General features: G+C 35.3%; 19 protein-coding genes and 1 CRISPR repeat array. Of the genes, 12 read left to right on the forward strand and 7 right to left on the reverse strand.

Annotation, left to right across the window (positions count from 1 at the left end):
- Positions 1 to 374: 374 nt before the first annotated feature.
- Together malQ and QNJ50_RS06035 are read left to right on the forward strand one after the other, a co-directional pair.
- Positions 375 to 1,883: a 4-alpha-glucanotransferase gene (gene malQ, locus QNJ50_RS06030; RefSeq protein WP_300633187.1), complete on the forward strand. Its 1,509-nt coding sequence runs from the start codon at positions 375 to 377 to the stop codon at positions 1,881 to 1,883.
- A 546-nt stretch (positions 1,884 to 2,429) separates the two neighbouring features.
- Complete coding sequence (locus QNJ50_RS06035; RefSeq protein ID WP_300633189.1) at positions 2,430 to 2,936, forward strand: VTT domain-containing protein; 507 nt, start codon at positions 2,430 to 2,432, stop codon at positions 2,934 to 2,936.
- A 42-nt stretch (positions 2,937 to 2,978) separates the two neighbouring features.
- Here QNJ50_RS06035 and QNJ50_RS06040 read toward each other — a convergent pair whose 3' ends face one another.
- From QNJ50_RS06040 to QNJ50_RS06050, 3 genes are all read right to left on the reverse strand, one after another.
- Positions 2,979 to 3,707 carry a phosphatidate cytidylyltransferase gene (locus QNJ50_RS06040; protein WP_300633191.1) on the reverse strand — a complete coding sequence of 243 codons (729 nt, stop codon included), beginning with the start codon at positions 3,705 to 3,707 and terminating at the stop codon, positions 2,979 to 2,981.
- Between the two features lie 310 nt (positions 3,708 to 4,017).
- The gene (locus QNJ50_RS06045) at positions 4,018 to 4,446 is read right to left on the reverse strand and encodes a DUF2358 domain-containing protein (RefSeq protein ID WP_300633193.1); all 429 of its coding nucleotides are present in this window, start codon (positions 4,444 to 4,446) and stop codon (positions 4,018 to 4,020) included.
- Between the two features lie 112 nt (positions 4,447 to 4,558).
- Complete coding sequence (locus tag QNJ50_RS06050) at positions 4,559 to 5,710, reverse strand: family 10 glycosylhydrolase (RefSeq protein WP_300633194.1); 1,152 nt, start codon at positions 5,708 to 5,710, stop codon at positions 4,559 to 4,561.
- A gap of 75 nt (positions 5,711 to 5,785) precedes the next feature.
- Between QNJ50_RS06050 and QNJ50_RS06055 the strand changes: the two genes are divergently transcribed.
- From QNJ50_RS06055 to QNJ50_RS06065, 3 genes are all read left to right on the forward strand, one after another.
- Positions 5,786 to 6,649 carry an alpha/beta hydrolase gene (locus QNJ50_RS06055; protein WP_300633214.1) on the forward strand — a complete coding sequence of 288 codons (864 nt, stop codon included), beginning with the start codon at positions 5,786 to 5,788 and terminating at the stop codon, positions 6,647 to 6,649.
- A gap of 185 nt (positions 6,650 to 6,834) precedes the next feature.
- Positions 6,835 to 7,113 (forward strand): DUF2470 domain-containing protein, encoded by a 279-nt coding sequence (locus QNJ50_RS06060; RefSeq protein WP_027841465.1) that lies wholly within the window; start codon positions 6,835 to 6,837, stop codon positions 7,111 to 7,113.
- Positions 7,114 to 8,044: 931 nt separating this feature from the next.
- Positions 8,045 to 9,496, forward strand: coding sequence for an SLBB domain-containing protein (locus QNJ50_RS06065; RefSeq protein ID WP_300633198.1), 1,452 nt, complete (start codon positions 8,045 to 8,047; stop codon positions 9,494 to 9,496).
- Between the two features lie 160 nt (positions 9,497 to 9,656).
- Here QNJ50_RS06065 and QNJ50_RS06070 read toward each other — a convergent pair whose 3' ends face one another.
- From QNJ50_RS06070 to QNJ50_RS06080, 3 genes are all read right to left on the reverse strand, one after another.
- Positions 9,657 to 11,204, reverse strand: coding sequence for a hypothetical protein (locus QNJ50_RS06070; RefSeq protein ID WP_300633200.1), 1,548 nt, complete (start codon positions 11,202 to 11,204; stop codon positions 9,657 to 9,659).
- A gap of 225 nt (positions 11,205 to 11,429) precedes the next feature.
- Complete coding sequence (locus QNJ50_RS06075) at positions 11,430 to 12,143, reverse strand: TIGR03943 family protein (RefSeq protein WP_300633202.1); 714 nt, start codon at positions 12,141 to 12,143, stop codon at positions 11,430 to 11,432.
- Positions 12,144 to 12,572: 429 nt separating this feature from the next.
- Positions 12,573 to 13,625 (reverse strand): permease, encoded by a 1,053-nt coding sequence (locus QNJ50_RS06080; RefSeq protein ID WP_300633203.1) that lies wholly within the window; start codon positions 13,623 to 13,625, stop codon positions 12,573 to 12,575.
- A 1,511-nt stretch (positions 13,626 to 15,136) separates the two neighbouring features.
- Between QNJ50_RS06080 and QNJ50_RS06085 the strand changes: the two genes are divergently transcribed.
- From QNJ50_RS06085 to QNJ50_RS06095, 3 genes are all read left to right on the forward strand, one after another.
- Positions 15,137 to 16,315 (forward strand): glycosyltransferase family 4 protein, encoded by a 1,179-nt coding sequence (locus QNJ50_RS06085; protein WP_300633215.1) that lies wholly within the window; start codon positions 15,137 to 15,139, stop codon positions 16,313 to 16,315.
- A gap of 820 nt (positions 16,316 to 17,135) precedes the next feature.
- Positions 17,136 to 17,999 (forward strand): glycosyltransferase, encoded by an 864-nt coding sequence (locus tag QNJ50_RS06090; protein ID WP_300633205.1) that lies wholly within the window; start codon positions 17,136 to 17,138, stop codon positions 17,997 to 17,999.
- A gap of 245 nt (positions 18,000 to 18,244) precedes the next feature.
- On the forward strand, positions 18,245 to 19,390 hold the full coding sequence (locus QNJ50_RS06095; protein WP_300633206.1) for a glycosyltransferase: 1,146 nt from the start codon (positions 18,245 to 18,247) through the stop codon (positions 19,388 to 19,390).
- Positions 19,391 to 19,542: 152 nt separating this feature from the next.
- Here the strand turns inward: QNJ50_RS06095 and QNJ50_RS06100 are convergent, their stop codons facing one another.
- The gene (locus tag QNJ50_RS06100; protein WP_300633208.1) at positions 19,543 to 21,084 is read right to left on the reverse strand and encodes a transposase; all 1,542 of its coding nucleotides are present in this window, start codon (positions 21,082 to 21,084) and stop codon (positions 19,543 to 19,545) included.
- A 67-nt stretch (positions 21,085 to 21,151) separates the two neighbouring features.
- Between QNJ50_RS06100 and tnpA the strand changes: the two genes are divergently transcribed.
- From tnpA to cas1 (QNJ50_RS06120), 4 genes are all read left to right on the forward strand, one after another.
- Positions 21,152 to 21,553: an IS200/IS605 family transposase gene (gene tnpA / locus QNJ50_RS06105; RefSeq protein WP_027846264.1), complete on the forward strand. Its 402-nt coding sequence runs from the start codon at positions 21,152 to 21,154 to the stop codon at positions 21,551 to 21,553.
- Between the two features lie 60 nt (positions 21,554 to 21,613).
- Positions 21,614 to 22,252 (forward strand): CRISPR-associated endonuclease Cas1, encoded by a 639-nt coding sequence (gene cas1 / locus QNJ50_RS06110; RefSeq protein WP_300633210.1) that lies wholly within the window; start codon positions 21,614 to 21,616, stop codon positions 22,250 to 22,252.
- A 210-nt stretch (positions 22,253 to 22,462) separates the two neighbouring features.
- Positions 22,463 to 22,741, forward strand: a complete 279-nt coding sequence (cas2, locus tag QNJ50_RS06115) for a CRISPR-associated endonuclease Cas2 (RefSeq protein ID WP_300633211.1) — start codon at positions 22,463 to 22,465, stop codon at positions 22,739 to 22,741.
- Between the two features lie 113 nt (positions 22,742 to 22,854).
- Positions 22,855 to 24,861 carry a CRISPR-associated endonuclease Cas1 gene (gene cas1 / locus QNJ50_RS06120; protein WP_300633212.1) on the forward strand — a complete coding sequence of 669 codons (2,007 nt, stop codon included), beginning with the start codon at positions 22,855 to 22,857 and terminating at the stop codon, positions 24,859 to 24,861.
- Positions 24,862 to 25,115: 254 nt separating this feature from the next.
- Positions 25,116 to 26,158: direct repeats of the CRISPR family, unit length 35 nt; unit sequence CTTTTAACTTCCTCGGAAGTTTAACTAATGGAAAC.
- Positions 26,159 to 26,283: the final 125 nt, after the last annotated feature.

A 26,283-nucleotide genomic window follows, 5' to 3' on the forward strand; every position in this document is an offset into this window, starting at 1 on the left:
TCCTATTAATCTGTATTTCACAATCTATATCTCATAAGCTATGTTGCATCAGTCATGTCCCATAATTTATCGCAGTCGCAAAATTTTTTCTACACCCATCTCTTTTTCCTTTTGTCTTGAGACCAAAACATAATGTTCTTACTAATATGTAGTTACAATGTGTGAACTTGTAGCAAATTTTCACCACGTGCACTAAATAGTGTAGACAATTAAAAATGTTGAATCAAAATTAATTCTTTAATTAACTGCCAAATTAACTGCTTAAAATCAACGGTTCTAAATTCGTAGTTTAAAGTAAATAAATATCTCTCTCTTATGATAAATTCGGTTGATGTGTCGTTCTTATCTAACAGTCTTATAGCTTAGATTTATTTATGCCTTTTCCTAGATCTAGTGGAATTTTACTTCACCCAACCTGCTTTCCTAGTCGTTTCGGTATTGGTGACTTGGGTGCAGATGCTTATCGCTTCATTGATTTTCTACAACAAAGTAATCAACAATACTGGCAGATTTTACCTTTAGGACCAACAGGTTATGGTAATTCGCCCTATATGTGCTATTCTGCCATCGCTGGTAACCCTTTACTAATAAGTCCCGAAAAATTGAAAGATGAGGATTTGTTAGCAGAGGAAGATTTTGACCATTTACCAGCATTCCCTGGGGATAGAGTAGATTATCAGCTAGTTATAGATACTAAAATTCCTTTATTACAAAAAGCTTGTAATAATTTTAAACATCATGCTTCGCCAGAAAAGAATCAAGAATTTGCAGATTTTTGTAGTAATAAGGCTTACTGGTTGGATGATTTTGCCTTATTTATGGCACTAAAGGATCGTAATGAAGACTCTAGCTGGCGTACTTGGGAAGCAGAAATTGCTCGTCATGAGCCAGAAGCGATTCAAAAAGCCCAAGAAGAATTATCTGAAAACATCTTTTATTACAAGTTTGTTCAATATGAATTTTTCCGCCAATGGTCGGAACTCAAAACCTATGCAAATGAACGCGGTGTCAATATTATTGGTGATATTCCAATTTATGTAGCACATGATAGTGCTGATGTTTGGGCAAATCGAGAGATTTTTTGTTTGGATGAGGAAACGGGGGAAGCAGCAGAAATGGCTGGGGTTCCACCTGATTACTTCAGTGCAACTGGACAATTATGGGGTAACCCTGTTTACAATTGGGAAGCTTTGCAAGAACAGGATTTTCATTGGTGGTTAAAGCGCTTTGAGGCGATGCTCGATTATGTAGATATTATTCGCATCGACCATTTCCGAGGATTTGAAGCTTTTTGGTCTATACCCCAAGGTGAAGAGACTGCGGTTAATGGAGAATGGGTCAAAGCTCCAGGGGATGAATTATTTGAAACGATCCGGCAAAAGTTAGGTAAATTACCAGTACTTGCAGAAGATTTAGGAACAATAACGCCGGAGGTACTTGCGTTAAGGGATAAATTTGATTTTCCGGGAATGAAAGTTTTACAGTTTGCTTTTGGTTCCGATCCTGCTAATCCTTATTTACCTTTTAATGTACCCCAAAATTGTGTGATTTATACCGGAACTCATGATAATGACACAACTATTGGGTGGTACAATACGGCTTCAGATTGGGAAAAACGTAACCTATGGCTTTATTTAGGGAGTATTAGTCCTGATGGGATTAATTGGGATTTAATTCGCCTTGCTTTAAGTTCTGTTGCGAATCAAGCGATTATTCCCTTACAAGATATTTTGGGTTTATCGACCCAAGCGCGTATGAATATTCCTTCTCGAGGTGAAGGTAATTGGGAATGGCGTTATTACGCTGAGGCTTTAAATGAGGAGTTGAGCGATCGCCTTAAAAATCTGACTATTTTATTTGGACGCGCTTCTGAGAACAGTTAACAGTTATCAATGATTAACAAAAACGTCTAATTCCCCAACCATACCGGAACGGTTAGTTGTGGGATATGAGGTGGTATAAATGTCACCACAAACAAGCAGAAGTAATATCTGATACAAGCTGGGGAACCTTCGTCAAATATCTCTCTATAAATGTGAAAAATCAGGGAAGGTCTTATTAGAAGATATGAATCGATGGTTCCCTAAAAATCAAAAGAACAGAAGAAATTGTCTACAAATAAATAAATATTAGTCGCTCCAACACTCCAAATTTTTACCTTTAAACAGCTTTGGTGAAATAAATAAAATTAATATAATCTCAGTTGAATAGTAATTAAAATTACATACTAAGTCTAGTATAAATCACTTTATAATGGTATTAACTTTACAATTTTGATATTACTTGGTTATTGCTAACATAGATAATAACTCCACGTGGATGAATCTTAAATTTAAAAGAAAAAGAAAAAGAAAATTCAGATTAATCACAAAAACTAACTTAAAAAAATCTTATTCGCAATTATATTTGTATTCATTATCTATATTTTGATGACCTTTGGATTAAAATTTATAGGTTTAGAAAAGGCTCAAATATGGATAGAAAATACAGGTAATTGGGCTCCAATTTTGTTTGTTGTCCTATGTATAATTAGTCTGATATTAGCTCCCTTAAGTGGTAGTTCACTGTTTATTGCTGGGGGTGCATTATTTGGTAAAGAATTTGCTTTTATACTCAGTTTTATTGCTTTAATTATTGGATGCAGTATTAACTTTTGGATCTCAAAAAAATTTGGTCGCCCGGTAGTGTGTCGTCTTTTAGGCAAAAAAAATTTAGAAGAGTTGGATAAATTTATTTCTAGACTCAAAAGTCGGCACAGTATTTTATATATAACATTTATTATGCCATTATCGCAGGATATCGTAAGTTATGCTGTTGGCTTAACTAAAATTAGGTACGCCCATTTTTTATTATCTTTAATTTTAAGTGCAACTGTGGTGGTTGCAGGCTATATTTACATTGGAAGTAGTTTATTGGAAGTTTTAATTAGCAATTAAATGTTAAGCTCTACTATTAATTCTTATAATTAAAGATGAACTCTAAACCAACAAAATAGATAGGTTTATCATTAGAAAATACATAGATATAACAACTATCGGGATCAAAATATTATCGACTTCTTTAGGACTTAAAGCTTCTGCAAGAGTTGCAACAATACTCACAATCAAAATTTGGATTATATCTAGTTGATTTGGTAAGATTAACCATACAAAAAATATGCTCGCAGCAAAAGCAAAAATCAACATTGATAAACTTCCTTCTAAGCTTTTATCGCTGAGAATTTTATACTTCAACCTTCCATATCTCGCTCCAATAATTGGTGCTATACCATCACCCCAACCAAGAATTGACATTGCTAGAATCCCTGGAATAGTTTTATAAAAAAAGGTCCCACAAATAGTCGCCACAATGACAAAATAAAGTGGACCTTTTAGTAATTCGCTCCGATCGCCATTACGAGTCATTGTTTTAACAGCTTCATCATCTTCATCTGCAAACAATCCCTTAAAGGTGAGTAAAAATATCCAAACAACAAAAATAGCTACATTTAAATACTTAGACCAGTGGGAATCATCATAGAAAAACAAAAATCCAATTATCGACCCAGCACCGATATGGGTTATTTTACGACTAATATCTGTTGGTAATGCAAACCTTGTAACGCAAAAATTTAGCAGTCCGACTAAACCAAAAACATAAATAAATGTTAATACTGTTACTACTAAATTTCCTAAAAATGGATTTAAACCTAAAATACGAAACACCATCAGTAAATGAGATCTTAATGTATATTAATATTTTGAATATCACAAAATATTCAATTTTTTATTAAAAATTATGCCTTTGTAAATTGGACAAGAGTTTACAACAATATGTTACAAAACTAAATGATATAGTACTACGTAATTAGGTTAGGACATCTATGAATACTAAAACCTATGTATAGTAAACTTTTTACTTTTTACTTGCGCGTAGCGCTATATGTAAATAGTTTTTTCCAAAAAACTTATTTTTAGAAAAACTAAATATTAATTCTTTAACTTATATACAGCTGATATTTGCCCATGCAAGCTAACGCTAACTATTTTTAGGTAAAAACTGTCGCAAAATCTCCTTTGGCTTACTTTCCCAAGTATCGATATGTTCAAATATCAAAGCTTCAGGAGTAAGCTTATAATTCGAGTAACCATCAAAAAGTATTTCTGCTTTCCAAGGAAATCTTAAGTTTCCACGGACCGTCCATTTTGCGACAATCGTATCTTCAGTTGATTGATGGACATCATGCAAGTCAAAATTAATTTTTTTGAAGAATGCTTTTGCATGAAATCTGAGAGTCCAATAGACAATTCTATATTGAAATTTGCCTGTGTATTTATTTATTGGATCTTGAAAATAAATATCTTGGGTGTAGATATCATAGGAAATATCTCGTTCAAAAAGTGTTGGTAAATCCTCTTTTAAAGTGGATATGACTTTTTGAATCTGGGATTGGTATTCAAGTTGCATTTACTAAAAATTGTATTTACTTGTATTTATTTAAACAAAGATAGTAATTAACTACTATAATCAATAGATATATTATTTCTAATAGTTTACAACACTTTTATCTGCCGCACATTTAAAAGATATTTTTCCAGAATTTAAACAATTTGATGCTTTTATTCCCTACATTATGCTTAGTTTGATTATCTCTCAGTTCATTAAGGGTTGGAAATCTAGCTGTTTTAGAGTAGCCATGGGAATATAATACTTGAGCTAGAGCGTTATTATTTTTTCGCAAACCTTCATAGAAAAAGAAAACTTCCCCTGAAACTCCACAAGAACGGTTATATTCAATCATTTTAATTAGATTTTCCGAACTAATTAAATAAGAACCCACTTTCATTAAAATTCCTGGGGCTAACTTTAATTTGTTTTTACCTCTAAATTGCTGAGCTAATAATTTATCGATCGCACATTTATAAGCAATAAAATCTCTACGGTAAAGCTGTGGATGGATAATATCAACCACTTCTTTTTTTAGCCAAGTTTCAGAATCTTGTAAATATTCTTGAAATCCCCAATTATATATGCTGGGAGCCATTGAAACTAGCAAATGAGAATTTACGGATTTTATTTCTCGATATAAACGAGATAAAAACTCAGTCAGAATATCAGCTCGCCATTGTAACCATTTTTTATCTTTGGGATTGGACGGTGGATTTGTACCAAACTGTTCATGGTAAAGCTGTACTGTCATGGAATCATAACCACCTTCACAGGGTAATGCAGGTAAGCGATCGTCTCCTTGAATACCATCAATATCGTAGTTTCTGGCAACTTCTAAAATCAAACTTAAAATAAAATCTTGTACTTCTGCATTTAAAGCATTAAGCCATTCAAAACCATTTTTTTTAAGTAGATTACCTCGACGATCGCAAGCACCCCATTGTGGTTTTTTCTGAATCAATTTACCACCATTCAAATTATAAGAACTGGCAAAACCATATTCAAACCAAGGAATAACTTTAATATTTACCTCACGAGCTGCATTAACTATTTCTGCTAAAGGGTCACGTCCCTGATATCTAGAGTCAATTTCCCAGCCAAAAGTTTGTTGCATTACTTTGGATGGATAAAGAGTAGCAGCTTTATTCCAGACCACAGGAAAGACTACATTAAACCCCATTTTTGCCAGAAATTCTATGGCTTCAACTATATTCTCTCGAGAAAATAAAACGCTGCTATCAGTGTTAGTAAGCCATACACCGCGAATTCCTATTTCAGTCATTTTTTATGTATCAAAGTATCTTTTCAATAAATACTTTAGCTATACTTTTCAAGTAATTTTATTTTTCCACATAATATATCAATGACTGAAAACTCTTGGAAGCACGAATATATCACCACTAATAACATCAAACTACATTACGTCACTCAAGGTAATGGTCCTCTAATGTTAATGTTGCATGGATTTCCTGAGTACTGGTATTCATGGCGACATCAAATTCCAGAATTTGCTCGGGATTATCAAGTCGTAGCTATTGATTTACGGGGATACAACGATAGTGATAAACCTAAAGAGAAGTCAGCGTATGTGATGAATGAATTTATCCAAGATGTAAAAGGAGTTATCCAAGGCTTAGGATACGAAAAATGCGTATTAGTAGCTCATGATTGGGGTGGAATTATTGCTTGGAATTTTGTCGATATTTATCCCGAGACTGTAGAAAAATTAATTATTTTAAATTTGCCTCATCCATTAAAATTGATTCGAAGTTTTAGAACTTGGAAACAACTTCAAAAAAGCTGGTATATCTTCTTCTTTCAAATACCATTTTTACCTGAATTATTGTTGCAGTATGCAAACTATAATTGGATCGAGCAAATGTTTGCAGGAATAGCTCTTGGTAAAAGTATTTTTACCCTAAAAGATCTCAAAGCTTATAAACAAGCAGTAGCAAAGCCAGGTGCTTTAAGAGCAATGTTGAATTATTATCGTAATTTTTTTATCCCTCAATTAATTAATAAAAATTGGGATATTGTAGCAGTACCAACACTAATGATTTGGGGAGAAGAAGATAAATTTTTAGGTAAAGAGCTAACCTATGGTACAGAAGCTTATGTCAGAGATTTTAAAATTAAATATATTCCTAACTGCAGTCACTGGGTACAACAAGAACAACCAACATTGGTCAATCAGTACATGCGAGAGTTTTTGAGAGCTTGACTGGATACTGGAATCCATAAACAAAGTGAGTTAATGGAGACTAAATTAACAGTAGATCTCTTATGACCTACTGGTTTGCATGTGAAAAGATTACGCTATGCCAAATTTAGAATCACTTTTACCTCGAAATTATGCTTAACTGAGTAATGTTTAGAGTCAGCTAAATTTAATCATCAGAAAAAATTATGTCTGCTGAATTTTCTCATGAGGTCAGTTCCCGTATTTGCAAACACATGAATGAAGACCATGCAAATGCTGTACTATTGTATGCTCAACATTTTGGTGGCGTAGCAAATGCAACAAAAGCTGAAATGTTAAAAATTGATTCTGTGGGTATGGACTTAACAGTGCAAGTTAGCGAGGAGACTTTACCCCTACGTATTGAATTTGACCATAACTTAGTTGATTCCGAAGATGCCCACCATACATTAATTGCTATGGTAAAACAAGCAAGGACAAGCTAAACATCTGCTTAGAAAATTTGAAATTCCTATTAAAGACTCTCAGAAAATAATTGACTCGCAATCATAGCCTATTATTTACAGATATGTAGAAACACTTACCCTAAATAGTTAAATGCTTTTTATTAGTAGAATCCTTCTATTTAGAGTTCACAATTAACAATCATAATTGTAATTAGTTCATATTAACTAGCATATCTCATCATCTTGTTAATAAAAAACTAAACATCTATATACTCACAATAAGCTATATTTGAGTTCCTAACTCTATTTTTGCTTGACCTAATATATAATTCACAATAAATATATTCACAATAAATATTTTTAGTTTATTTAAAACATCCAAATTAAGGATAGGATAAATGTAAATCTTCTATATTCATATTTATGCAAATAATCAAGACAATATCAGGTTTTTAAATATTTTTACTGTTTATAAGTTGATTATTCTACCTGATATTTTTCATGATTTGTATGTATCATTATTGTTCACTATCAACAGATAATTACTATTTCCACGAAGAAATAATTGGGAGCATCGACAACTTGGATAAATTCTACAACATATATAAATAGAATAACCTGAATCGTTGGTGGTTAACTTTATTTTTAAAGATTGCAAAATAATTACTTGACAATTTTAAACGATTTATTATTTATTAATTATAATTCTTCATTATCTTCCCATAACTTAATCTATTTCTTATTGCTTATAAATGTAAATTCTGCCACCATAAAATATAATTTGATATGTTTAAAGCTTATGTAGTCTTCAAGATAAATTTAATAAAATTTCAAGTTTAATAAACGCACTACTTCCTGAGAAATACTATCTTCTTAAGAAGATAAGAATGGCGAGGAACTTGATATACGTAAGTATAGTCCACACTAGAATGTTCAAATAGTACATCATACAGCTCGGTAACAGGTAAAAATGTATAATACAAAATTGTTAAAAAGAATCTCTCAACCAGTTGCAGGTTTTGCTTTTCTTATTTCTGTAGGAACTGCTTTACCATCTGTAAGTCTCGCCCAGGAACCAACTAATCCCACCCCTACAGCTGCACAACTAGATAACACTTATACTTTGGGAGGCGGCGATCGCATAGCTGTAAATGTACTAGAAGTTCAAGAATATAGTGGTCAATATCAAATCCCTCCTGGTGGAGCCATAAACTTACCTTTAATTGGTAGCGTACCAATCCAAGGTTTAACTACAGAACAAGCAGCAGATTTAATTGCGGAAAGATATAGGGTTTTTCTCAAGCGCCCAATAATATCAGTTAATCTTTTATCTCCTCGTCCCATCAATGTTTTAGTTTCCGGTGAGGTAACTAGCCCCGGAGCTTACACCTTAAGTTTGCAAGGTGGAGCTGGTGACAACCCTGGCGTACAATATCCAACAGTACTAGCAGCACTGCAAACAGCGCAAGGCGTAACTGCAAGTGGTGATATGGCTAAAGTGCGGGTAACTCGTCGTCTCGGAAATAACAGAACGCAGACTGTTAACCTTAACTTGAAAGACTTGATCCAAAAAGGTTTAGCACCATCTGATATTACCTTACGCGATGGGGATAGAATTCATGTTCCCACAGCCACTAGCATAGATCTTGCAGAAGCACGTAATCTGGCAGCTGCTAACTTTGCAGCAGATCCTAGCAGACCTCGTAACGTAGCCGTAATCGGTGAGGTAGTTCGTCCTGGTTCATATTTGGTAACTTCCGGTGCAACACAAGGAGGACAAAACAATCCCACCGGTGCACCTGGGGTTACAGGACAACCAACAATTATGCGCGCACTTCAACTTGCAGGTGGAGTTACCCCACAAGCAAACATTCGGGATGTCAAAATCCGAAGATTAACAAGAACTGGTAAAGAGCAAGTTATAAATCTTAATCTTTGGCAGCTACTAGCTAGCGGAGATATTAGTCAGGATCTTCTTCTTCAAGATGGTGATACCATTGTTTTTCCCACAGCAACTGAAATTAACCCTGCGGAAGCAACTCAGTTAGCAACTAGTACTTTAGCTGCATCACAAATTCAAGTTAGTGTTGTTGGTGAGGTTAAAAGTCCGGGAGCAACAAACCTTCGACCTAACACTCCATTAAATCAAGCGATTTTGGCTGCAGGTGGATTTAATGACGCTAGAGCTAAAAGGGGTAGGGTTGAACTAGTTCGTCTCAACCCCAACGGTAGTGTCACCAAGCGGAAAATTAAAATTGATTTATCTGCTGGAATTAATGAGAAGACTAATCCCATTCTCCGTAACAATGATGTTGTTTTAGTGCGACGCTCCGGATTAGCCAAAGTTACTGACCCATTCCGTCTGGTTGCTGGTCCATTGGGTACTATCGTGAATCTAGTTCGCTTCATTACCAACCCTTAAATTTTATTCACGTCACTAATAAGCACACCCTAAACAAAGAGTATCTTGTTGGGGTGTTGTTTTATTGGTAATTGGTAGTCGATAATTAATATTCTGCTAGATTTTTGGTTGGGATATTTTGGTTAAAATATTAATGTTTTTACATGTTGCTTGCTTGAGATTAAGGTAACCAACGTGGATGAAATCCGAGCAAGGGGAGCTTCTGGGGTTGAGTCTTCGTTGTATCGTTAGGATCACTGACTGGTAATAACGGCATTAACCATAAACTACTACTAGTAATTGCACTACCAGTTCTAGTTTGGATTGAATTTTCGTTGGATGTGACACTTGTATTAGTCTCTGGTACAGTTTGATCCAACAACAAACCCAAACCATCTGGCGATAAACTGATTTCTAAATTTCTTTGTTCAGCAGGAAAAACCAGTAAAGGCTTCTGGTTCGAGGTTTTTAAATTAATTGCAACTAAATATGGTTGCTCTTGATAAAGTTCTCCAGATAATAACTGGGTAAGCAAACAATAGAGAGTTGGGGAAGCCGTATCAAACTGACATTCTAGAATTCTACCGTCGGTACGCAATAGTTGCTGTTCTTCACCCTGATTGGTAACCAGAAATAAATCCCTTGTAAAGTCTGTATTAAATTTTACCATTGCAGCTTTGGAACCGTCTCTGGAGAAAGCTTTAACTAACCCAAATTGTGGGAAAAAATCTAAAGGTGTAGTGGAATCCTTTTGTAGAGGTAAAATTGCTGTTCCCTTACCTTGAGCGATCGCTACAGCTTTACTGTCTGGAGTAATCATAAAATCTCCTCCTGGTGAAGTTTCTATTTCCTGGAGACTTTTTTCATTTCGATTAACATCCATAAACCATAAGCCGAAATCCCCTGTTTTACTCCTACTCGCTCTTTGAATAACAAGTTTTGTCCCATCAGGAGAAAGGTCAAACTTCAAGTTTTGATACTTTTTATTATCAATAATTAGATTAACTTTTCCGGGTGCAGCTGTTTTCCTAGAAAAAACAGTTGGTATGCCAGTGGTGACAGTATAAATTTTTGCTGCTAGTAAATCTTGAGTTCTGGACGGAATTGCAGAGAATAAAATTTTATCGCCATCTGGGAATGGTTCAAAGTCAATTACAACTAAATCTTTAGATGTCAGAATTTTCTTTTCTTCTTTGGTTAAGTTGTAAAGAATTAAACGCCCTTTTTCTTCTTTGTCCGATCCAATGTAGAGAATAATTCGATCGCGAGTTTTAAAACTGGTTTTAAATGGTTTTATTGTATTTTTTTCTGCTTCTTTAGTGCTAATTCTATCCCGTGCACCTTCCAAACTTAATGTGTAATTGGCACCATAAGGAGCAGGAGTAAACAGTGTATAAACCATTCTTCTCCCCGCCCAACTTATTTTACCTGCCAGTGGTGGATCGATTTTTAAGTTTTTCTCAACACTTTTTACATTCATGGGACGGGTAAAGGTCATACTAAAAGATGTATGGTCTTTACTTATTTTGATGTTATCATTAGCCAAATTATTATCTATTAATGATATATCTTTCTCTGGGATTAATTGATGTTGCCATGTAAAGTCACGTACGCGAGCAGCTACAACATTTCCTTGAGAAACAACTAGAAGTATTATTATACTCAGCAATAACATTAAAGCGATCGCAACCCGGTCTATTGGTAATAGAGATCCTTTCTTAGTAACCATTTTCATTGGTTATTTATTATTGGTAGGTAATTGGTAATTGGTAATTGGTAATTAATCAATTGAAAATCTGAAATTAAGCAGTAAGAATTAATTGTTTGTGTATACAATGCAATCTCTATTTTGGCAGAAAGATTATTGATTAATCTCTAAAAATAGATTATTAACTGTTTGATTATTTTTTGGAAAAGTTATATCAATTTGAAAATTGATACCGATTAAATTTAATTAATAACTATAAGGGTTCTTTGGTCGTTCAATTTTCTTAACTGACTTAGCAGCAATAGTAAGTTGACGTTTTCCTGCAATTTTTTGTGTAATCATTTTTCCTTCTACTTCCACCCAACTATCAGGTGGATACTTTTGACGATTTCCTTCAAGTTTCACCGGTAAACCAATGGGATAAGCATCAGCAGCGCAGCAGGTCAGCACAAATCTTGCTAAAAAGAAATATTCCTCTCCAATATCCTCTGAGTGCATCACAAAACCTTTCACTCTAGCTTTTTGTCCAGAATATTTATCTGGTTCTGGATAAACTTTAAGAGTGCGTACCCAGTCTACAAGAGTTCTATCCTCTGAATTAACTGTAGTACGGCGAAACTCCTGGGGTTGAACCCGCGTGCTTGATAGTAAATCCGCAGTATCAGTTTTTAAAGCTTTATCACTAGCAAAAACGCGGGGTGTTACTACTAAGCCTAAAATTGCTGTAAATAATAATAATCTACTACCTAAACCAGGAGGAAATAAAGTTACATGTTGAGTATTAGGAGAAGGATTGCTTAACTTCGACTTTTTTACTTCAAGAAATCGGATAATGCCGATAATACTTAAAACGATTCCACTACCAGTAACTAATTCAAAATAATTAGGATGAATTAGCAAATATAACTTACCGCTAAAGCGATAGTGTAACATTACAACTCCCCAGGCTAGAATTGCCATAACATCTACCCAGGGATTCAAACTGTTCAAAACTTGTGATATCTTAAATTTGCGAATGTTGATTCTTTTCATGGATAATTGTCGTTGATAATTTCCAGGGAGAAGTTTAAGTCAAGAAATTATTAATTATTAACTGAAGTTTAAACTTTAAATATCAAATTTTAGGGTTGATGATACAGCATAAATTATAAATTTACATCAAAAAATTACATCAAAACTTGATATCAAATCGGAATTTTTTTGCACGCAACAATCATATAAAAAGTCTGACTAAAGTATAGGTATTTATCCAAAAATAATCTCAAAATTATTGTTAGCTAAGCCCAATAAAAGAATAGAAACAAGTTTTTTAGCCCATTTAATAAAAGTTATAAAATACATAAAATTCCTGGACTAAAATACATTTTCTCATCATTTATCGTGGCATTTTTATAGTAAGTGTAAGTTAATGTAGAGAGTAAGCAAAAATGTCAACTGTGCAGCTAAAGCAAAGAGATAAAATACTGCTCGAGGTTTAAAAATAGAAAGCATTAAACCTATACCCTTAAGGTCAATCATTGGACCAAACACTAGAAATGCTAATAAAGAACCAGTGGTAAATGTAGAGGCAAATGATAATGCGAAAAATGAATCTACTGTGGAACAAATTGATACTACTGTAGCTAATATTAGCATTGTCACAATAGAACTAATCGGCCCACTACCCAAACTTAAAATTAACGAACGGGGTGCTAGCACTTGAATTGCTGCAGCAATTGCACTTCCCAAAATCAGTACTGCTCCTAACTCTCGAAATTCCTGAATTGTATTATCTATTACTTGCTGCCATTTTTGCGCTCGGATCTCTTTGGAACTTGGTGTCACATTCATACCAACTTGAATAGAGTCCATTGGGATGGTACTTCCAGATTTACCACCAAGGATATAAGTACCTGGTTGTAACAAAGAAGGTGTCATGCTTTGTTGTTTTTCCGGAGTTTTTTCTGCTGTACCTTTCTTTAGAGATTGCGGTGGTGGATTATACTTTAAGTAACGCGCTAATGCTGGTTGAACAATAGGTTTTAAATCCTTTTGAAAACTAAATGTAAAACCAATTATTGTGGCAATTAATAGTGAAAGTATAACTCTTAATACTACTATTTCTGGCTGATCGCGAAATGCTGTCCAAGTAGCCCAAATAACAATTGGGTTGATAGTTGGAGCTGCAAGCAAAAAGCCAATTGCTACTGGTGTCGGAGCTCCCTGCATTATTAAGCGGCGAGCAACAGGTACGTTACCACATTCACATACTGGAAACAGAAAGCCTACTAAAGAACCTACTAAAGCACCAAGTAAGGGATTTTTAGGCAATTTTTCTGCTAGTTTACGCTCATCTACAAAAAAAAGCAGCAAACTAGAAAGTAACACTCCCAGTAATAAAAATGGGATTGCCTCTACTAGTAGACTAAGAAATAGAGTGAAACCATTGCTTAGTTGATTCATGGGTATCGCTTATTCTAAGCGGTGTTAATTATCGAATTTGTGTGTATGACATTTTAACTGTTTTCGATGCTGCATAATTCTGTGAGAACAATTAAATACTGAGTAAATATAATAAGCAGCAAACATATACAAAAACTAGTTAATAGAACTGGTATGTGAGTAGTTTGCTGTAGATAAATTCACAATTATCTTTGAAGTATTTATTTTGCATCAATTTTTCGTAGATGATTTTCATTCTATAACTTCGCTACTTTCAAAAAATAATAAACTACATTCTTTATTTTTTAAATGGGCTTAACTTGAACCTGTAGTTTTCTAAATATTACATGCTCAAACTATTGCCTACAGCAAATATACATGGATATCTGTTACATATGATGCATTTAACGAAAATTTTCCTGAAATTACTTCCTGAAATTATTTCCTAAAATTATATATTGAGGACTAGAAGTTGCTTTATCAATCAGATTCGCACCCCAAACACTTGTTAGATGTTAAGTTATTTAGTAATGTTGATGCTTTTGAGTTTTGTTTATTGTTTTTACTATAAAAATGATGGTGCTGCAAGCTTATAAACCTACATAAATAACGTAAAGCCAATGAAAACGCTTAGAAATGTTTTCTCTGATTTTAATTTATCTGCAATTTTTTATTAAAATTTCATACAAATTACATACAATTTTTAATATATCTCCAGATTTTAAATATTTAATATCTTATGCTAGCAGTTATATGTTAATTAATAAGAGATGTGAGTTTATTTTTCGCAATGCAATATATAAACAAGAGAGATTGTTTACTTGTCTGACTAATTGCTACCGTATGTACGCTAATATCTACCGTTTTTAGTACGTAAGATAAGCAAAAATATATAAAAATTATGTAAATCCTCTATTTAAAGTAACTTTATATTCCAAAAATTACCTAAATAAAATAAATTTCTCATCTACACATAAGAGTATTGTTAACTTTATAAATACCGCTTTATTATTTTACTTTTTATAGACTTGAATGGCTAATTTATCCCTATTAATAAACTATTATTTCAAGTCTTATTGCTGATTTAATTTAGTATGTACTAATTTGGTATATACATTGAATAATTTGTATTCTTGTTGAGTCTATTTTCTATATGAGTCATAAACGAAATGATAATAGTATGTTTATTTTAATTACAAAATTCTAATTACAATATTTTAATTACAAAATTTTCCTTACAACATAAATTGAGTAATTTTAGATTTGATAATCTTCTCAAGTAAAAAAGAATTTATTTTGTCTAGCTAGCTATCCTAACTCAATAAATTTAATTTAATTTACTATATCGAGGCTTACGCAATTGTCACAATATACCGGTTGTGCCTGATACTAAAGACTTTATTGATATCTCAGAGTGAACTCTAAGTGTCATGCACCCTAAAAGAAAAATTTCCTGGTTGGGTAAGTTCTATAAAACACTAAATATTTATTTTAATGCATCAGTAAAATAGTACTAACAAAATAGGAGAATAATATTAGTGAAAACTGAACGGCAAAATAATTTTCTAGGAGCAGCTTCTATACTTTGCTTGGGAACTGGTTGGTTCCCAACAACACCGGGTGGCTTGGAGCGGTACGTTTATGAACTAACTCGCTGCTGGATTACCAAGCAAGACAAAGTAGAATTATGTGGAGTTGGAATACCTCAAGCAACAGAGGACTTTCCCATCAAGTTGAATAATTTAGCATCACCTGATTCTCCTATTTGGAAAAGACTTTGGTCTATCCGTCAAAATTTTCGTCAAACAAGAAACGGTAAGCCAGATGCAATCAATTTACATTTTGCTCTCTACAGTTTTCCGCTACTAGATATTTTCCCCAAAGAAGTACCAATCACTTTCAATTTTCATGGACCTTGGGCTTCGGAAAGCAAACAGGAGGTGATGCATCGCAGAATCAGTAACTCTTTAAAATATTGGCTGATAGAGAGAAAAACTTATCATAGCTGCGATCGCTTCATAGTCCTGAGCAAAGCATTTGGTAATGTACTCCATCAGGAATACCAAATTCCTTGGGAGAAAATTAACATTATTCCTGGTGGGGTTGACATAAATAACTTTAAGGCAAATTTTTCCTTACAGGAAGCACGCCTTAAATTAAATTGGCCTCAAGATCGGCAAATTATTTTCACTTCTCGTCGTTTAGTACATCGAGTAGGGATAGATAAACTTTTAGCAGCTTTTGCTGCGGTTAGAGCAACAATACCTGATATATGGTTAGCGATCGCCGGACGGGGTCCCCTTGAAGCAGAACTTAAACAGCAAGCTAAAGACCTAGAACTTCAAGACCGAGTTAAATTCTTAGGATTCTTGCCCGACGAACAACTACCCATTGCCTATCAAGCTGCTAATTTTAGTATTATGCCTTCTCAATCCTTTGAAGGATTTGGTTTAGCAATAGTTGAGTCTTTGGCTTGTGGAACCCCTGTCATTTGTACTCCGGTAGGCGGAATGCCAGAAATATTAGAACCATTTTCTCCCCAACTCATTACTTCTTCAATTAGTGCTAACTCAATTGCAGATAAATTGGAGCAAACTTTACTAGGTAAAGTATCCGTTCCGTCAAAAGAAGATTGTCGTCAATATGCTTGTGCAAATTTTAATTGGGACAAAATTGCAAATGAAGTTAGGGGTGTTCTTTTAGGTTATTAATTTTTTGGCGCACAAAAATAAATTAATTCTGAGCACTGATTAAATTTATATTGAAGTCAAATTAAATTAAGTTTCAAGTAAACAAATATTTAGATTTTTCATTGAACCTAAATTCTTTTAGTGCTCATTCTAAGGTAATTAATAAATGATATCAGCTAATATTAAATGCTAACAAATAAAAGCTATTTTTATTTTAAATAAAAAGTATTTATTCTGGTTAAGATATCACTATAGTGTTTTTCAAAAAAATTAACGCATATTATAAATATTTACTATTTCCCCATCTACTCGATAATAGAGATAGGATTTATGGGCAAACGACACATTTTTCTTGTAGGGTATGTGACACTTAGAGTTAGCTCAAACTTATTGAGAATGTTTTGATTGATTATGACGCACAACCGTTACATTGTGAGAGTTGCGTAAGCCCTAAGCAATTAAAGTTAATATTCTCAATTACATCGAGTAATGTCATATATTCATAATAGATAATTAATAGAAATAAATTTTACAGATACTTGTATTAGGAATTATCTACATATCCTTATAGATACTGATAAAGCGTAACTATTATTTTTACTACCAATGGTATTTATAATATTAATCAGAAAAAATCATCTAAGCCTTAATATTACTAGCTCGTAATTATAAACTACACATTATATTGTGTAAAATTAATAAAGTTTTACCAATAATTTATTCTGCTCTGTAAATAATAGCGAAAGCGACGTAGTTTACATCACTTAAACGATAGATAGATTTATGCTTTTACGCTAATATTACTAACGTTTGAATCACATAACTATGAGTCTAAACAGTGATGAAGCTGAGCGTAGTCATACCTTCCTTTAATGCAGGTAACACCATTGGCATGCAATTGGATGCCTTAGCAAAGCAAAAATGGTCTCAACCTTGGGAAGTAATCGTTGCAGATAATGGCTCTACGGATAACACTCTGGCTATAATTCAGGAATATCAACAAAAAATTTCCCATCTTCGCATTGTTGATGCATCTTTAAAATCTGGAGCTGCATATGCTCGTAATATTGGAGCAAAAAATGCTCAAAGTGAAGCTCTAGCATTTTGTGATGCTGATGATGTAGTTGCTCCTGGTTGGGTAGCAGCAATCGGTGAAGGGCTAGAAAAATATGATTATGTCGGTGGTAGGAATGAACACTGCAAACTCAACGAATCTTGGTTGCTCAAAGCCTATGGTTGTCAAGAGAGTAATGGTGTATTTTTCGACCACCCGTATTTACCGCTAGTAAGTGGTAATAACTTCGGTGTTAGACGGAAGCTTCATGAAGCAATTGGTGGTTTTGACGAACAACTATTAAAACTTCAAGACGTAGATTATGGCTGGAGATTACAAGAAGCAGGAGCAGAAATCTACGAAATTGAAGAAGCATTAGTTCATTTTAGATTCCGTAAAACCATATCAGATATATGTCGCCGTGCTTGGCAAAGCGGATGTCATGAAGCCTTGCTCTATAAAAAGCATCGCAAGATGGGAATGCCACAACTCATATCTTGGACTACCCTAGTTAAGACAGCAATCATGTCTCCTGTATGGTTTATAGCCAGAGTTCGGGATAAAGCCAGTTTAGTCAAACTTTTAATGGAGTTATCTTGGCGTGCTGGTCAGTTGCAGGGTTGTATGCAACACAAGTATCTACCAATGTGAATATCTCAAACTCTACAACACAAAACCATTGAGATCGTCATATTTTTCTCCGATCACCAAGAGCTTTAATATCTACATCTAAAATAACGACTTCCAAAATAATTCTTTTATTCTTTTGATGAAACCAGGGAAATGGGAGAGAAGGGGGAAGCAACCGAAAAAGCAAGATAAAAGATAAGGGTAAGTAAGGATGTTTTTTGTTATCATCCCATTACCTACCCCCATTTACCCATTACCAATGACAAATGAAAATTCTTTTTTTGGATCAAAGTGGTAAACCAGGTGGCGCTGAACTGTGTCTAATTGATATTGCAAAACCTTATCGTCAAGATTGTTTAGTTGGTTTGTTTGCTGATGGTTCTTTTAAGACGTTACTTGAAGAAAACCAAATTCCTGTCAAAGTTCTAACTCGTAAAGAAATTGAAGTTCGTAAAAAAAGCTCTGTTGTTCAGGGACTACGCAGTTTAGGTCAAATTTTACCTTTGATTTTAACAGTAGCAAAAATCGCCCGAGAATACGATCTAATTTATGCTAATACTCAAAAAGCCCTAGCGATCGGATCTTTAGCAAGCTTTCTCAGTAACCGTCCTTTGGTTTATCACTTACATGATATTCTGTCGCCAGAGCACTTTAGTGAGACTAATCGCCGAATCGCGATCGCTCTAGCAAATAAGTTCGTTTCCTTAGTAATTGCAAATTCTCAAGCCAGCAAAGATGCTTTTATTGACGCAGGTGGAAAATCGGAAATCGTAAAAATAGTCTATAACGGATTTGAGCCTGCCAAATATAAGGTCGAGAAATCTGAAGTGAATCATATTAGGCAAGAGCTAGAATTAGATGGAAAATTTGTTGTCGGACATTTTAGTCGTCTTGCACCTTGGAAAGGACAACATATATTAATTGAAGCCATCGCCAATTTTCCCGATAATGTTATCGCCATACTGGTTGGAGATGCATTATTTGGTGAACAAGAGTATGTTAGCAAATTGCACAAACAAGTTAGAGATTTGGGATTGGAAAATCGAGTCAAATTTTTAGGATTTCGTGACGATATTCCCCAACTTATGACTGCTTGTGACTTAGTTTCTCATACTTCCACCTCTCCCGAACCGTTTGGTAGAGTAATTGTTGAGGCTATGTTGTGTCAAAAACCTGTTGTTGCTGCAAAAGCTGGTGGTGCAATAGAATTAATAGACCATGAAGTAAATGGTTTTTTAACAACACCAGAAAACACCCAAGAACTTACACAAATCATTAACAAGTGTCTCAAAAACCCGGAACAAATTGCTAGTATTGCCAAAACTGCTCGACAGAATGCTACTGAACGTTTCGACGTTATAAATATTAACCAGCAAATAACCCAACATATAAAATCTATAATGGGTTTGTAAATCAAAATTATGATTTAAAAATTAGCAATAAAATTCAGGAGTTATGAGTTGGGACTCAGAGCTTTGATTAGGGATTTACCATAGCTTCTTGCAGCATATCAATTTGGTTGACACTCCCCCCACTAGAAGTAGGGGGATTCTTCCGGATTAGGCTAAATATCCGAAATATCCTCAAACAGACTAAGCTGTTTAGCCGGGTTCCCAGGCACCCGCCGTCTGCCCTTGCGGGCGGCGCGTCTCCTAACCCCCCGACCCACCTGGAATTTAATTCCAGGCGGCATGCGGGGGTGCATTCCGCACTCTGTTGTTTCAGAGATGGGCATTTTGAACAGACAAAGCTGTTCTGGTTCCCGAAAGTCCTCCGGTACCATTCGTATTTTTACTTTGCAAGCAACGGGGAAAGAATACTCGTCAATCCCTCGTTGCTTGATGTTCCTGGCTGCATTCAAGTCGGCATGAGCCAAATATCCACAATTACCACAAAGAAACTTTTCCTTATTGCGATTAGCTTTATCAACGTGTCCACATTCTGGACACTTTTGACTTGTATGACGTGGATTCACTCGCCTAAAAACCTTTCCCTGCTTTGCAGCTAGGTATTCGATTTTTTGAGTCAGACTGTACCAGCTAGCATCGCTGATACTACGATTTAAACCGCGTTTTCTTGACTGACCGTTGGTTAGAAATCTTCCTTTATTTGATACATCTTCTTTGGGCTTGCATCGTTTTTTCATCCCTGAGATGTTCAAATCTTCCACAACAACCGCATCTGCTTTTCTGGTTAGCTTGTTTGCTAACTGCCATTGGAAAGCTTCGCGTTTATTGGTGATTTTTTGGTGCAACCGACCGATTAATTTACCAGCTTTTTTACGGTTTTTAGAACCTTTCTTTTTACGAGCTAGTCGGCGTTGTCTTACTTTTAAGAGCTTACGAGTACGCTTATTGGTCGAATGTCTGGGATTATCGTATTGGGAGCCATCCGAGCAATGCACCAACTTAGTTATCCCCATATCTAAGCCGACGACAGTTTTTGCATCTTCAACCGCGATTATAGGGAATGGAGGTACAGCCTTGTCTTCTATTTTTAAAGTCACATATAAACCGTCAGCCTTTAGTCTCACGGTCGCTGATTTAACCTTAAAACCTTCAGGAATAGGGCGAGAATTGAAATATTTTACCCAACCTAATTTAGGGAGATAAATTGCTTTGTCAGCTACTTTAATTCCAGAAGTAAAAGTAAACGATTTAAAATTGCTTTTATTTTTAAACTTTGGATACTTACTACGTCCAGCAAAGAAATTATTGTACGCAACTTGTAACCTTTTAACGTTTTGTTGCAATACAGTTGAGTCTATTTCCTTGTACCACGGGCGTGTTTTCTTTAAAATCGGAAGGTTCGTTATTTGTATCTCTTCAGCAGTTTTTAACTTAATCTCCCCAGTTTTCTTCTTAACCTTATAAATATCTCCAGTATCAGAAGTAGCTGAATTAGATGATACTGAACAGGTTAAAGGACAAGCAGTACCTTTATTCCTTAAATTACAATACTCCCCTTGCACGAATCTCTCTTGATAAGTCACCTCCCTGTCAGCAAGATTGTAATTGTAATTAGCTCTTAGCATATCAATCCAACTAAGAACCTTTAAGGTCTGCTTCTTATTTGGTTTTAACTTGTTTTGATATCCTAAAAGCATTTATTGCAACGTTTATTGTAGATGTGCTATTGATGTCTACATAACTATAGCGTACAAATCCGTAAAAATGCAGCAATACAGAAGAAAAAATCATACTGTTTCAATGATTAATTTTCATCTTGTATGGATACCAAAACGCAGAAAACGAGTATTGATAGGGGATGTAGAAAAAAGATTGAGAGAAATTATTTGGGATACCTGCAAAGAAAAAGACTGGAAGATTATCGCATTGGAAATCATGCCAGATCACGTTCATTTATTCGTTAATGTTTTACCTGATATCGCAGCTCGTCAGGTTGCAGCACAAATCAAAGGTAGAAGTTCTAGGTACTTAAGAAAAGAATTTCCACATCTATTAAAACTACCTAGCTTATGGACTCACTCGTATTTTGTTTCAACCGCTGGTAGCGTCAGCAATGAAACTATTAGAAGATATATTGAGGAACAGCGGCATCATGACGTAACCTAAGATTGACTGCACGTAAACGTGCTAACTCGTTCTACATCTCCCGCCTAAAGGCTGGGAGTTTTGAACTTCGACAAGTTCTATAACTTATCATTAGCACCATCTATCGAGGAACTTTACCAATATATTGAAGAAGCAGATAAGGTTTACTACTGTGCTATTGCTTCTGTACTGAGTTTGTATAACTCAAATACGCATGCAAGTACAACACAAATTAACAGGTTTTTCAACCTGGGAAATCAGTTACTGCAACAGTATGTTTACCTTCATCTACAAAGCGCAGGACTTCACCCCGACTATGGAATTCTACACCGTGATACTGATCACGAACTTCCTTTAGCATGGGACTTGAGTCGAGAACTTAGCGCTCCGATTGTGGATGATATGGTGTTGAATTTCATTCGCAATCTTGGTAACACTAACGGTAATGGTAACGGTAAAAGGAACGGAAGAAGATATCACACCTACCTGAAGAAATTTTTGCAACATTGGGAAGGAAAATTAAAATCTTTTATTCTGCACCCTTATGTTGGGGAAATTTCTTACCGTCAATGTATTGAGTTCCAGGTGAAAGAATATATTGCATCTTTGCTCGGTAATGTGGATTATTACCGTCCCCTAGCATTGAATGTTTTTCGTTCTCCCAACAATTTCACCAATGCGGTTGAAAACCAAAAATCAACACTAACCTTGGTGAAATAAGTAAAAAGTTAAAGGTTAAAAGTTAAAAGAAATTCCACTGACAGACAAGTAATATCATGTCCGGTTAACCACTATTTATTGTGTTAACCCTACTTCCCAATCACAATAAATATTTTGTTCAGCCACTTACGCTGCTTTAAAGATGGAGTTTCTTTCTTTTGTCCCTTTCCCTTTTCCTTTTGACTTTTTACTTTTTACTTAAAAGAAATCATGTTTTATTTAGTTTGTTATGACATTGTTAGTGACACCCGTCGCAACAAAGTGTCGAAACTCCTAGAAAGTTATGGATTAAGAGTCCAAAAGTCAGTTTTTGAGTGCGTTCTAGATGAGGAGCAGTATAAAAAGATTTCTAAACTCCTGATGCGACTGGTTAACAAACGGGAAGACCAAGTGAGATTTTATCCGATGTCTGCACACAATCGTTGCAAAGTTGCAGTAGTAGGAACACGACCCGAATTTAACATCGATGATGCTGCATTCATAGTTTGAAGTTTGACGGTTGATTGTAAAAAATCACACTGTAGAGACGCGCCATGGCGCGTCTCTACAAATAAACCTATTGCTAACGGTACCTAATCGCTAATCCCCAATCCCTGATCGCCATGTTCTCTATCGAACAACTGAAATTTGCATGGTTGCAAGTCCGTGGGGGAAGTCGTAGTGCTGGTGTTGATGATATTACTGTTGATTTGTTTGCTGGGGTTGTTGATCAACAATTATCTGTTATGCTGCGCCAGTTACAACAGGAATCTTATCGTCCTAGTCCCGCTAAAGGATTTTATGTCAGTAAAAAAGGTGGTGGTAAACGCTTAATTGGTATTCCTACTGTGCGTGACAGGATCGTACAACGCTTGATACTAGAAGAACTGTATTTTCCCTTAGAAGATACTTTTCTTGATTGCAGTTATGCTTATCGTCCCGGACGCAATATTCAACAAGCCGTACAACATCTTTATTCTTACTATCAGCTTCAACCAAAGTGGATTATCAAGGCTGACATTGCCGATTTTTTTGACAGTATTGCTTGGGCTTTGTTGTTAACTGCATTGGAGAATTTACAGTTAGAACCAGTCTTATCACCATTAATTGAAGCACAATTGCAAGCAGGAATTGTCATATCTGGAAAAACTCTGTACCCAGGTCAAGGAGTTTTACAAGGTGGTGTACTTTCTGGAGCCTTAGCTAATTTATACCTGACTGAATTTGACCGAAAATGTCTGTGCAACCAGATAAATTTAGTGCGCTACGGGGATGATTTCGCCATCGCTTGTAGTAGTTGGAACGAAGCAAATCGCATTCTCGACAAAGTTACTACTTGGTTGGGAGAACTTTATTTAACTCTACAACCAGATAAAACACAGGTTTTCGCACCCGATGACGAGTTTACTTTTCTGGGTTATCGGTTTGCAGGGGGAAAAGTCTATGCACCACCTCCACCAGAACCGAGACGAGATGGGGAATGGGTGGTTAATCCTTCTGGTACTCCTTATTTTCGTCCCAAACAACGTCCCCTCAAATTTGAATCTCGTCCTCCCAAAGCTTGCAGTATCGATAAACCCGTTAATTTTCCCCGCGCTCCAATTTCTCATTACTGGCAAGATTCTATGTCTACATTATATGTAACCGATCAAGGTTCGTTTTTGAAGGTTAAAAATCAGCAATTTCACGTATTCTATCAACGGGAACTACGAATAAAAGTTCCCGTAAGTAGAGTAAGTAATATTGTTTTGTTTGGTTGTTGTAATGTGTCCCATGGTGCTGTGAGCATGACTTTGCGGCGCAGAATTCCCATTATGTATTTGTCCCAGAGGGGGAGATATTTCGGACGCACCGCAACGGAAGGAATGGCGAAAGTTGAATATTTAGCACGTCAGGTGATATGTTCTCAAAATCCTGAGTTTGTGAGAAAACAAGCTGAAGCAATTGTGCAAGCAAAGTTACATAATTCCCGTATATTATTGATGCGGTTAAATCGTCGTCGTCCATCAAAAAAAGCAGCTTCTGCAATCAATTTAATTGCTGATTTGATGAATGATTTATGTCAAGCTGATTCCATGGATGCACTGCGAGGATATGAAGGAAAAGCTGCAAATTTATATTTTCAAGCTTTGGGTTCTTTATTTACAGGAGTATTTGCATTTGAGAAACGGACAAAGCGTCCACCAACTGACCCAATCAACAGTCTTTTAAGCTTAGGATATACCTTATTGAGTCAAAATGTTTTCTCATTTGTGCAAGCAGTGGGCTTACATACTCACTTTGGTAATCTTCATGTACCCCGTGATAACCATCCAGCTTTAGTTAGCGATTTAGTAGAAGAATTTCGCGCCCAGTTGGTAGATTCCTTGGTATCTTACTTGATTAATTCTAAAATTTTTACACCGGAAGAGTTTACATCACCGGATGAAAGGGGAGGAGTATATCTTCAACCACATTCATTGAAAAAGTATCTCAAGCATTGGGAAGAAAGGTTACAATCTGAGCTAACTCACGTTAACACAGGATATCAAGTAAATTTCCGGCGATGTCTGGAGTTGCAAGTCCGGGAGTATGTAGCTTGTTTGATGGGTGAAGTTGAGGTATATCGACCAATGATTTGGAAGCTATAATTATACTTATAATGGAATAAATCATCAGTTAAACTAATTGATTCATAATGATTGATAAGCATTTGAGGGGGTCACACAATGGCTAGAACCCGCATTCTTACGTTGACCCCCACGAATGGCTTACCAGGTAAGGGTTTGAGGGCGGTTAACAGTGAGTTTATTGAGAGTAATTCCTAATAATTTGAGCAAAAACTTGACCCCCTCAAATCAAGGGGTGTACAATCGGCTCGTGGTAAGGCTTCCAGAAGCCTAGCCTTTTAACTTCCTCGGAAGTTTAACTAATGGAAACATATTGCTAGCGACTTTAATATGTTTTTGAGTCTTCTTCTTTTAACTTCCTCGGAAGTTTAACTAATGGAAACAGGAATAGTTGCATGAGCATAGAGCTTCTCTACAACTTTTAACTTCCTCGGAAGTTTAACTAATGGAAACCGTTGGTAGCTTTATACCAGTTTTTTCCTCGAAAAATCTTTTAACTTCCTCGGAAGTTTAACTAATGGAAACTACGTTGGGTTTTCGATAAACATTGAAAATCCACCACTTTTAACTTCCTCGGAAGTTTAACTAATGGAAACTTTATCAAGGGACTGATCAATGTCAGTTACTTTCTCCTTTTAACTTCCTCGGAAGTTTAACTAATGGAAACCCGCAGTAAGCTCTGCGGGATCAGTCACTGCTCAACTTCAGCTTTTAACTTCCTCGGAAGTTTAACTAATGGAAACAGTAAAAGAGTGGAAATCATCCCTTCAAATAAATTATACTTTTAACTTCCTCGGAAGTTTAACTAATGGAAACAAGAACGCACATAACAGTGTTATAAGTATAATGACTTTTAACTTCCTCGGAAGTTTAACTAATGGAAACGCTTCTTTAATTTGTTAAGATGTCGCCACCCTGTAAACTCTTTTAACTTCCTCGGAAGTTTAACTAATGGAAACTAAATTGAGCAATGATAAAAATAAATTCAACAACTTCCTTTTAACTTCCTCGGAAGTTTAACTAATGGAAACCTTGAATGCTGATGAAGTAAATGAATTCATCATTCCACTTTTAACTTCCTCGGAAGTTTAACTAATGGAAACATGACTTTTTGAGCACCTTCTTGAATTATGCGAATTCTTTTAACTTCCTCGGAAGTTTAACTAATGGAAACACCTTATAGACTCCTGGTATTTTTTTTATCTTATTATTCTTTTAACTTCCTCGGAAGTTTAACTAATGGAAACTCACAGGTAGAAAGTCTGGCAGTATACCATCTTTTACTTTTAACTTCCTCGGAAGTTTAACTAATAGACCCGTCCTAAAATTCGCAAGCCAATGTTTACAAGGCTTTGAGACAAATCCTTGCAGATTACCTTTTAACGTAAAAACTAGAGTTTGATACAGTTACTGATAGTTTAGAGCGAAAATATACAGTCTGAT

It is taken from the genome of Mastigocoleus sp. MO_188.B34 (assembly GCF_030065675.1).
In the GTDB taxonomy this organism is placed as follows: Bacteria; Cyanobacteriota; Cyanobacteriia; order Cyanobacteriales; family Nostocaceae; genus Mastigocoleus.

Coding starts and splice junctions, on each gene's coding strand:
- malQ (WP_300633187.1), top strand. CDS start 375: ATGCCTTTTCCTAGATCTAGTGGAATTTTACTTCACCCAACCTGCTTT.
- QNJ50_RS06035 (WP_300633189.1), top strand. CDS start 2,430: ATGACCTTTGGATTAAAATTTATAGGTTTAGAAAAGGCTCAAATATGG.
- QNJ50_RS06040 (WP_300633191.1), bottom strand. CDS start 3,707: ATGGTGTTTCGTATTTTAGGTTTAAATCCATTTTTAGGAAATTTAGTA.
- QNJ50_RS06045 (WP_300633193.1), bottom strand. CDS start 4,446: ATGCAACTTGAATACCAATCCCAGATTCAAAAAGTCATATCCACTTTA.
- QNJ50_RS06050 (WP_300633194.1), bottom strand. CDS start 5,710: ATGACTGAAATAGGAATTCGCGGTGTATGGCTTACTAACACTGATAGC.
- QNJ50_RS06060 (WP_027841465.1), top strand. CDS start 6,835: ATGTCTGCTGAATTTTCTCATGAGGTCAGTTCCCGTATTTGCAAACAC.
- QNJ50_RS06065 (WP_300633198.1), top strand. CDS start 8,045: ATGTATAATACAAAATTGTTAAAAAGAATCTCTCAACCAGTTGCAGGT.
- QNJ50_RS06070 (WP_300633200.1), bottom strand. CDS start 11,204: ATGGTTACTAAGAAAGGATCTCTATTACCAATAGACCGGGTTGCGATC.
- QNJ50_RS06075 (WP_300633202.1), bottom strand. CDS start 12,143: ATGGCAATTCTAGCCTGGGGAGTTGTAATGTTACACTATCGCTTTAGC.
- QNJ50_RS06080 (WP_300633203.1), bottom strand. CDS start 13,625: ATGAATCAACTAAGCAATGGTTTCACTCTATTTCTTAGTCTACTAGTA.
- QNJ50_RS06090 (WP_300633205.1), top strand. CDS start 17,136: ATGAAGCTGAGCGTAGTCATACCTTCCTTTAATGCAGGTAACACCATT.
- QNJ50_RS06095 (WP_300633206.1), top strand. CDS start 18,245: ATGAAAATTCTTTTTTTGGATCAAAGTGGTAAACCAGGTGGCGCTGAA.
- QNJ50_RS06100 (WP_300633208.1), bottom strand. CDS start 21,084: ATGCTTTTAGGATATCAAAACAAGTTAAAACCAAATAAGAAGCAGACC.
- tnpA (WP_027846264.1), top strand. CDS start 21,152: ATGCAGCAATACAGAAGAAAAAATCATACTGTTTCAATGATTAATTTT.
- cas2 (WP_300633211.1), top strand. CDS start 22,463: ATGTTTTATTTAGTTTGTTATGACATTGTTAGTGACACCCGTCGCAAC.
- cas1 (WP_300633212.1), top strand. CDS start 22,855: ATGTTCTCTATCGAACAACTGAAATTTGCATGGTTGCAAGTCCGTGGG.